The following is a 6,804-nucleotide window of genomic DNA, read 5'->3' as shown; positions in this document are numbered from 1 at the left end:
GGCCTGCTCGAAGGTGTCGCCGAAGACGAACAGCAGCCGTCCGTCGGGAGTTCGGTCCTCAGCGGAGGCGGCACACCACCAGGTCCTTAGGCCCGGCCTGCGGGCAGTCGTAAACCTCCTCGATCCGCCGCGCCAGCCCCTGGTCGATCCGGTCCAGCGGGAACCAGGCCCGCTGCAGCACCGCGTACCGCGGCGGATCCGCGTCCAGGCAGCGGGCGTTCTCGGCGTACGAGTCCAGCCCGGCGACGTCCGGCAGATACCGGGTGCGCTGCAGGAAGGTGGGGACGGGGTAGCGGCACGGCGTCGGGTGGCCGATGAAGTACGCGTCGTCGCCGAAGACCAGGTACTGCACGGGCGCCCCCGCCGGCAGCCGGTCGCGGATCCGGTCGGCGCGCGCCTGTTTGGCGTCGCTGTCCCGCAGGTACGCGGCGTTCGTGGACTGCACCTTGCCGCGCGCCATCAGATGCGGGGAGCCGGGCCACACGGTCACCGCGAGGCACAGGACGCCGGCCAGTACGGCGAACGCCGGCAGGCGCGACGCCGGGCCCGAGGTCCGGGCGGCACGCAGATCCACCACCGTCGCCGCGACGGCCGCCAGCGCCGCCCCCCACACCACGGCCGACCGCTGCACCCCCGGCGGCGCCGAGCCGTACAGCGGCCCGAGGACCGCGAGGGCGACCGTCACGCCGACCAGCCCCACCGGCAGCCGGCCCGCCGATCCGTACCACCGTCCGACCGCCAGCCCCCACACCGCGGCCGCCCCGACGGGCAGCGCGGCGGCGTGGTACGCGAACCAGTTGCCCTGCACCACCACCGCGCCCAGGCAGACCACACCGCAGGCGAGGGCGACGACGGCCCACTCGGCGCGGCGGCGCCGGTCCGGCTGCCCGGCGAGGAGCAGCAGCAGCGCGGCGGGCAGCAGGACCACGACCGGGCTGAGGACGGCCCGGTCCGCGAGGAAGTCCACCGAGTGGTCGAACAGCGCGCCGGGCCGCAGCCCCTGCCGGCTCAGGGCGCCCTGGTTGATCTTCGGCATGTCCCGCACCCACTGCCACTCCCGGGATCCCGACACGAGGCTCGCGCCGAGGAGCAGCGCGCTCGCGGCGGCACCGGCGACGGCCAGCAGCAGCGCCCGCACCCGGTCGGCGGCGAAGACCACCAGCAGCGCGATCACGGCGGTGGCGAGCGTGGAGTACTTCATCATCACGGCCAGCCCGAGCGGCAGCGCCCCCAGGGCCGCCGCCGGCACCGGCCGCTCCACGGCGAGGACCGCCGCGACCGCCGCCACCGAGAACACGACCGCCGTCCACTCCGGCTGCAGGAAGTCCGTACGCGGGGCGAAGGCCAGGGCGAGGGCCGCCATCGCGGCCGTGAGCGTGGCCTCGCGCGCGGGCATCCGGCGCAGCAGCGCCGAGCGCAGCAGGAGCCCGGCGGCCAGGCACAGTCCCACGCCGGCCAGCCGCAGCAGCGCCTCCCGGACCGCGACGGGCCCGAAGGTGAGCTGGTCGAGCGCCCAGAGGAACCACCGGTAGAAGTACGGGCGATGGGTGAAGGTCTCCGACGGCGTGGCCTCGCCCGTGCGCAGGCAGGCCAGCACGTACCGGATGTCGCCGTGCAGCCGCGCCGTCGCGACGGAGTACCCGAGCAGCACGGCCGCCGCGAGCAGGACCGCCCAGCGGTACGGGCGTACGGAACGGCCTGGGGCGGTGGCCGGTTCCGCGGTGAGGAGCGCCGAGTCGTTCACGCGCGGACGCTAACAGCGGCGTCGGCCGTCGGCCGCCGGTCGTATTTGCGGCGGGGTGAACTCGGTCTGAACTTCTCCGGAAGCGGGCGCGCCCCCGGGAGCATCACGCCCCGGGGACGACCACCGCCCGGCCGTTGATCTGCCCGGCGTGCAGCCGCTCGTACGCCAACGGGGCCTCGTCCAGGGGGAACTGCTCCGTGTGCACGGACAGCACGCCCGACCGCGCCAGGTCCAGCACTTCGATCAGCTCGCTGCGCGAGCCCCAGTACGGCGCCGTGACCGTCACCTCGTAGGCCGTGCGCCCGAAGCCGACGGGGAGCGCCCCGCCGCCGATGCCGACGAGTGAGATCTCGCCCTCGATGGCCGCCGCCTGCGCCGCGGTGGCGGCCGTGGCGTCGATGCCGACGAAGTCGAACACGGCCTGCGCGCCGACGCCGTTGGTGAGGTCACGGATCTGCCGCGCCGCGTCCGGACCGGACACGAGCGTCTCGTGCGCGCCGACCTTGCGCGCCAGCTCCAGCTTCTCCTCGCTCGTGTCCAGCGCGACCACCCGCGCCGGGGACAGGGCGCGCAGGAGCTGGATCGCGAGGTGGCCCAGCCCGCCCGCGCCGATGACGACGGCGGTCGAGCCCGGCACCAGCTTGGGCAGGGCGTGCTTGATCGCGTGGTACGGAGTGAGGCCCGCGTCCGTCAGCGGGACGGCGGCGACCGGGTCGAGTCCGTCGAGCGGCACCAGATGGCGTGCGTCGTCGACGAGCAGGTACTCGGCCATGGCGCCGGGTGCGCCGAGTCCGGGCGGGTAGATGTGGTCCTCCGCCGCACGCAGGCAGTAGTTCTCCTTGCCCTCCGCGCACTTGATGCACGTACCGCAGCCCCACGGCCCGTACACCGCCACCGACTCGCCCTCGGACACACCGGTCACACCGTCGCCGAGGGCCGCCACGGTGCCGACGCCCTCGTGGCCGAGGACGACGGGCAGCGGGAACGGGAGCGCCTCCGCCGGCCAGGTCATCACGGCGATGTCGGAGTGGCAGGCACCGGCGGCCGTGACCTTGAGCAGGACCTGGCCGGGGCCCGGTTCGGGATCGGGGAGGGTCACGAGCTCCGGGGCGGAGCCGATCGTGCGGTACTGCAGCGCCTTCATGGCGCCCTCCTTTCGGGCCGGGCGCCGGACGCGGACAGCCGTATCCGAGGGGCGCGCCTCGGTCCAGGATCACCCCGTACCGCCCCCGCCGCGACCCGGGCCGGTTTCGCCGGCGCCTGTCGTAATCACGACGTGGCGAACAGCCGCCACCCGAAGACGGTGTCGCGCGCGGGGGCGGGTGCCGTAGACCCTGTCCATGCACTCGATACCCAGACGCCGGTCCGTGCTGGCCGCGACCGCCACCGCGCTCGCGATCAGCGGCGGGCTGGTCCTCCTCCCTGCTTCGGCTCAGGCGGGTGCCGCCGAGGCGGTGCCCTCCGTGGGTGAACCCGAGGGGCCGTCGTACGACATCACGCTCGTCACCGGCGACGTGGTGCACTACCGGGACCTCCCGGGCGCGAACGACGTCGTGACCGTCGAGCCCGCCCCCGGCACCGGCGCCGTCCACATCCAGCGCTACGGCGACGACACGTACGTCATCCCGCAGGCCGCGACGTCCCTGCTCGCCGCCGACAGGCTGGACGAGCGGCTGTTCGACGTGACCGGCCTGGTCGAGATGGGCTACGACGACGCCCGCTCCGGCGGCATCCCGGTCATCGCCACCGCCTCCGACGCCCGTACGGGCAAGTCGCCCGCGACCCCGAAGGGCGCGGTCAAGGCGCGCGAGCTGCGCAGCATCAAGGCCCGCGCCATGAAGGCCGACGACGCCCGCGCGTTCTGGAAGGACATCGCGCCCGGCACCGCCCCCAAGGCCCTGGACAACGGCATCGGCAAGCTGTGGCTGGACGGCCGCGTCCGGGGCGCGCTGAGCGAGTCGGTGCCGCAGGTCGGCGCCCCGCAGGCGTGGGCCAAGGGCTACGACGGCTCCGGTGTCAAGGTCGCCGTCCTGGACACCGGCATCGACGCGACGCACCCGGACGTCCAGGGCCGGATCGTCGGCACGAAGAGCTTCGTGCCCGGCGAGGAGGTCGCCGACCGGCACGGCCACGGCACGCACGTCGCCTCCACCATCGCGGGCTCGGGCGCCGCCTCGGGCGGGGCGAAGAAGGGTGTCGCGCCGGGCGTGGGCCTCCTGGTCGGCAAGGTGCTGGCGAACTCCGGGTCCGGCGCGGACTCCGGCGTCATCGAGGGCATGGAGTGGGCGAAGGAGCAGGGCGCCGACGTCGTCTCCATGAGCCTGGGCGGCAGCGGCGGCTCCGACGGCAAGGACCCGCTGTCGCTGGCCGTGGACGCGCTGTCCGCGAACGGCGGCCCGCTGTACGTCATCGCCGCCGGCAACGACGGCGCCGCGGGCAGCATCGACGCCCCGGGCGCCGCGGCCTCCGCGCTGACCGTCGCGGCCGTCGACAAGAGCGACAAGCGCGCCTCGTTCTCCAGCCAGGGCCCGCTCACCGGCTCCTACGCCCTGAAGCCGGACATCTCCGCGCCGGGCGTCACCATCAGCGCCGCCGCCTCGCAGGCCGTCCCGGGCTGGACGGGCGGCATGTACCGCACGATGAGCGGCACGTCGATGGCCACCCCGCACGTGGCGGGCGCCGCGGCGATCGTGAAGCAGGCGCACCCCGACTGGGACGGGCAGCGCATCAAGGACGCGCTGATGTCCAGCTCCAGGAAGCTGGACGCCTACCGGCCGTACTCGATGGGCACCGGCCGCGTCGACGTCGCCAACGCCGTGACCACCACCGTCGAGGCCACCGGCTCCGTCCCCGCCGCCGTCTGGACGTGGCCGTACGCCGACCAGACGCCCGTCGAGCGCACGATCACCTACCGCAACACGGGGGCCGCGGACGTCACCCTCAACCTGGCGAAGGACACCCAGGACGCGGCGTACACCCTCTCGGCGAACACCGTCACGGTCCCCGCGGGCGGCACCGCCCAGGTGAGGCTGACCCTGGACCCGGCCGGCAAGGCACCGGGCACCTCCTTCTCCGGGCAGGTCACCGCCACCGACGCCGCCACCGGCGCGGTCGTCGCGCACACCGGCTTCGCCCTGCACAAGGAGCAGGAGCTCTACGACTTCACGATCAAGCTGAGGGGCCGCGACGGCAGGCCCGCCGCCGGCACCGTCGCCCTCACCTACCCGGGCAACCCCAACCCGGTGCTGGTCAACGTCGGCGGGGAGCGGACGCTGCGGCTGCCGCCGGCCACGTACTCCGTGTGGGACTGGCTGGACGTCCCCGGCGAGTCGGCCGACTCCCAGGGGATGGCCATGCTGACGGCGCCCGAGACCGTGCTCGCGGGCGGCCCGGCGACGGTCGTGCTGGACGCCTCCACGGCGAACCGCGCGTACGCCGTCCCGCAGCGGGAGGCCGAGACCACCCAGACCGTCGTCCAGCTCCGCACCACCTACGCGCAGGGCCGCGGCGGCATCTACGACGCGGAGGTGCTGCCCGCCAAGTACGAGGACGTGTACGTCTCCCCCGTCGCGCAGGTCCAGGGCGGCACCCTGCGGGCGTCGCTGCACTGGCGGCTGCGCGAGAAGTGGCTGGACGCCGAGACCGGCACCGGCACCGGCGTCGAGCTCTCCGCCCAGCGGGGCAGCGCCCAGCAGGACGGCCGGAGCCTGCTGAAGACCGTCTACGCCGGCCGGGGCACCGAGGCCGACTACGCCGGGATCGACGCCAGGGGCAAGGCCGTGCTCGTCGACCGCAGCGCCGGCGTGAGCCCCGCGCAGCGCGCGCGGGCCGCCACCGCGGCGGGCGCCGCGATGCTGGTCAACGTCAACGACGGCGTGGGCCCGCTGTACGAGGACTTCTCCGCGGCCGGGGGCCTGCGCGTCGCCAGCGTCAAGCGGCTCGCGGGCGAACAGCTGGTCCGTGAGGCGAAGTCGGGCGAGGGCACGCTCAACGTCCTGGAGAAGTCCATCCCGGACTACCGCTACGACCTGCTGCAGACGTTCGACGGGTCCATCCCCGACCGATCGCTGCGCTATGCGCCGACGCACGAGGAACTGGCGCGGGTCACCAACCGGTTCCACCGTCCCGGCCTGCAGGACGCCCTGGACATCGGAAACCGCTACTTCGTCCCGACCGGCGGGTTCGCGCCGGGCCTGGACGAGTACGAGCGGTTCCCCGGCACCAGCACCGACTACGTCACGCCGGCGCCCGCGGGCAGCGGCGCCTGGTACGAGGACCACAGCGTGCTCACCACCGACACGCAGGACATGCTGCTCCAGGAGCGCGGCCCCCTGCGCACCTACCAGGCGGGCCAGACCTGCACCCAGGACTGGTTCAAGCTGGTGCAGGCCCCGCGGCTGGGCTCCGGCTACTGGCTGCCCAAGCGCGGCAGGTCCAACAGCATCCAGTGGAACTTCCCGCTCTGGTCGGGCTCCGGCGAGGGCCACACCGCCAGTTCGGGGGGAGCGTACGGGGGCTCCGTCACCTCGGCGCTCTACCAGGGCGACACCCTGCTGAGGCAGGTGTCCGACCAGGCCGGCGGCCTCTTCAACGCCCTCAGGCCGGAGGAGCTGCCGTACCGCTTCGTCGTGGACGCCACCCGCGACCCGGCCCTGTACGCCAACTCCGTGCGCACGCACACCGAGTTCGGCTTCCGCTCCAAGTACCCGGCGGCCGGCGAGACGTACCAGAGCGAGATCGACCTGCTGAACCTCACCTACGACGTCGACACCGACCTCGACGGCAGGGTCCCGGCCGGCCGGGTGGAGCTGGGCCTCGGCTCCGGCAGCCACCCGAACGGCCTGGCCGCCACCTCGGCGGCCCTGCAGGTCAGTTACGACGACGGCGCCACCTGGCAGCCGGTGACGCTCACCCAGCTCGCCGACGGCCGCTGGACGGCAACCCTCACCACCCCGCGGACCCCGGGCGGCTTCGTGTCGCTGCGCGCCTCGGCGCAGGGCCCGAACGGGCTGTGGACCAAGCAGGACGTCATCCGGGCCTTCGGCCTGAAGTAACCGCAA

At 74.2% G+C, this 6,804-nt stretch carries 3 protein-coding genes; 1 reads left to right on the top strand and 2 read right to left on the bottom strand.

Annotated elements, in window-relative coordinates; translation table 11 throughout:
• Window positions 1-58: 58 nt before the first annotated feature.
• Both AB0M28_RS30445 and AB0M28_RS30440 read right to left on the bottom strand, forming a co-directional pair.
• A complete protein-coding gene (locus tag AB0M28_RS30445) occupies window positions 59-1,744 on the bottom strand; it encodes a hypothetical protein (protein ID WP_365412125.1) in 1,686 nt (561 codons plus the stop codon).
• 103 nt (window positions 1,745-1,847) lie between these two features.
• On the bottom strand, window positions 1,848-2,888 hold the full coding sequence (locus AB0M28_RS30440) for an NAD(P)-dependent alcohol dehydrogenase (RefSeq protein WP_365412122.1): 1,041 nt from the start codon (window positions 2,886-2,888) through the stop codon (window positions 1,848-1,850).
• Between the two features lie 196 nt (window positions 2,889-3,084).
• Between AB0M28_RS30440 and AB0M28_RS30435 the strand changes: the two genes are divergently transcribed.
• Window positions 3,085-6,798, top strand: coding sequence for a S8 family serine peptidase (locus tag AB0M28_RS30435; RefSeq protein WP_365412119.1), 3,714 nt, complete (start codon window positions 3,085-3,087; stop codon window positions 6,796-6,798).
• The last annotated feature ends 6 nt before the right edge of the window (window positions 6,799-6,804 follow it).

The sequence above is a fragment of the Streptomyces sp. NPDC051940 genome (assembly GCF_040680895.1).
Classification (GTDB): domain Bacteria; phylum Actinomycetota; class Actinomycetes; order Streptomycetales; family Streptomycetaceae; genus Streptomyces.
The sequence above is the reverse complement of the archived record's forward strand: the minus strand, read 5'-3'. Positions and strand labels throughout refer to the sequence as shown.